Origin of the sequence: Sphingobium sp., from assembly GCA_023266575.1 — a bacterium.
Lineage (GTDB): Bacteria > Pseudomonadota > Alphaproteobacteria > Sphingomonadales > Sphingomonadaceae > Sphingobium.
On record JAHFPV010000001.1, the window covers coordinates 379,542 to 381,280 of the forward strand.

Sequence of the window (1,739 nt, forward strand, 5' to 3'; positions counted from 1 at the left end):
GCCCGCGCAGGGCCATGCTGCATCTTGTTGATCGACTTGTCGGCCCACTGGTCCTTCGCTTCACCTGCCGCTTTTTACAGGTTCGCACTATTCCCCAAGCGCGCATCTAGGCTGGAACAGGAGAGTGATTGCCATGGACTCGCACCGCTATGCCGCCATTCGCGCGATGGTCGAAAATCTCTATACCCTGACGGCTGCGGGCCGCTGGGAAGAGGCGGAGGCGATGATGACCGACGATTTCCGCATCCTGGAGGCTGACAGCCTGCCCTATGCCGGGGAATATCTGGGCAAGGGCGCGTTGCGCGATCTTTATACCAAGGTGTTTGCCTTCTGGGAGGATGCGTCGCTCGAAACCAGCGATATCGCCGTGTCGGAGGATCATGCGATCGTCATGCTGACCGTCCATGCTACTTCACGCCACAATGGCCAGCGGCTGGCGATGCCGCTGTGCGAGGTATTTCATCTGCGCGGTGACAAGTTCAGTGGCATCACCCCCTATTATTTCGATACAGCATCGATCGCGCGGGCGACCGGCACGCTGATGGCGGATTGAGGACAAGATATGGCTGATCTTTCGGGCAAGGTGGCGATCGTCACCGGCGGCACATCGGGCATAGGCCGCGCGACCGTCCAGCGGCTGGCGCGGGATGGGGCGCAGGTCGTGTTCACCGGATCAAATGAGGATGCGGCCAGCACCCTGTGCGCGCAAACCGGCGCGCATTTCGTCAAGGCGCGGGTGCAGGAGGAGCGCGACTGGGACAAGGTCGCCGCCTTCATCAGCGACAAGTTTGGCCGCCTCGACATCGCCTTTGCCAATGCGGGGACCGAAAGCGGCGACGGCAGCGTGGAATCGATCAGCATGGAAGGCTGGGCCGGGATCATCGGCGTCAACCAGACCGGGGTGATGCTGACCGCCCGGACGGCGCTGCATCTGATGCGCGTCAATCCCGGCGGGCCGTGCGGGTCGATCATCATCAACTCGTCCATGTCGGCGCACAAGGTGATGGGCAATTACATGGCCTATTCGGTGACCAAGGCGGCCGTGCTGGCCATGGCCAAGTCGGTCGCCATCCATTGCGCCACCGAAAAACTGCCGATCCGTTGCAACGCCATCCTGCCCGGCGTGGTGGAGACGGAGATGATCAGTGCCATCATCGCCAAGTCCGAGTCGCCCGAAGGCGCACGCGCGGCCTATAACAGCATGTCGCCGATGGGCCGTATGGGCAGCGTCGAGGATATTGCCGCCCTCGTCGCCTTCCTCGCATCCGACGAGGCCGGTTTCATTTCCGGCGCGGAATATGCCATTGACGGCGCATCGACGGCCGGGATGACCGGGGTGTGATCTAGCCTGCGGTGCGGGCGAAGATTGCCCGACCGAAAAACCGACATCCGATGGTCTTGGCCAGCCGGCTTACCCGCTGCGCGCCGGAACGGGTGCTGGTAATCAGCTTGCGATAAGTTGCAAGGTTTGACAGACTAGTTAGGTTGATTCGAAGATAAGCATACCGCAATAATTCGCGGTCAGGTTTCCACGGAAAATGTTGAGAAAAAGCGGGTCGCGTCGCTCACGTTCTGGTTGCCCCGGCATCAACTAGCCGGCGTGACAGGAACGGTCGTCCGCGTTGCCGGTTCCGCTGTTCGACGGTCCGACCGGTTCAACGGAGGGTATGTTCCACCCTCTTGTCCCAAAACAGGACAACAGACGATTATTTCAGTCTGGATGCCGTTTTGGGGGGGCT

The 1,739-nt window shown here is 61.1% G+C and carries 2 protein-coding genes; both read left to right on the forward strand.

Going from position 1 to position 1,739, the window contains the following annotated elements; translation table 11 throughout:
- Positions 1-133 precede the first annotated feature (133 nt).
- The gene (locus Q0D44_RS01850) at positions 134-553 is read left to right on the forward strand and encodes a nuclear transport factor 2 family protein (protein WP_294131518.1); all 420 of its coding nucleotides are present in this window, start codon (positions 134-136) and stop codon (positions 551-553) included.
- 9 nt (positions 554-562) lie between these two features.
- On the forward strand, positions 563-1,342 hold the full coding sequence (locus Q0D44_RS01855) for an SDR family oxidoreductase (protein ID WP_294131521.1): 780 nt from the start codon (positions 563-565) through the stop codon (positions 1,340-1,342).
- Positions 1,343-1,739 lie beyond the last annotated feature (397 nt).

Coding starts and splice junctions, on each gene's coding strand:
- Q0D44_RS01850 (WP_294131518.1), top strand. CDS start 134: ATGGACTCGCACCGCTATGCCGCCATTCGCGCGATGGTCGAAAATCTC.
- Q0D44_RS01855 (WP_294131521.1), top strand. CDS start 563: ATGGCTGATCTTTCGGGCAAGGTGGCGATCGTCACCGGCGGCACATCG.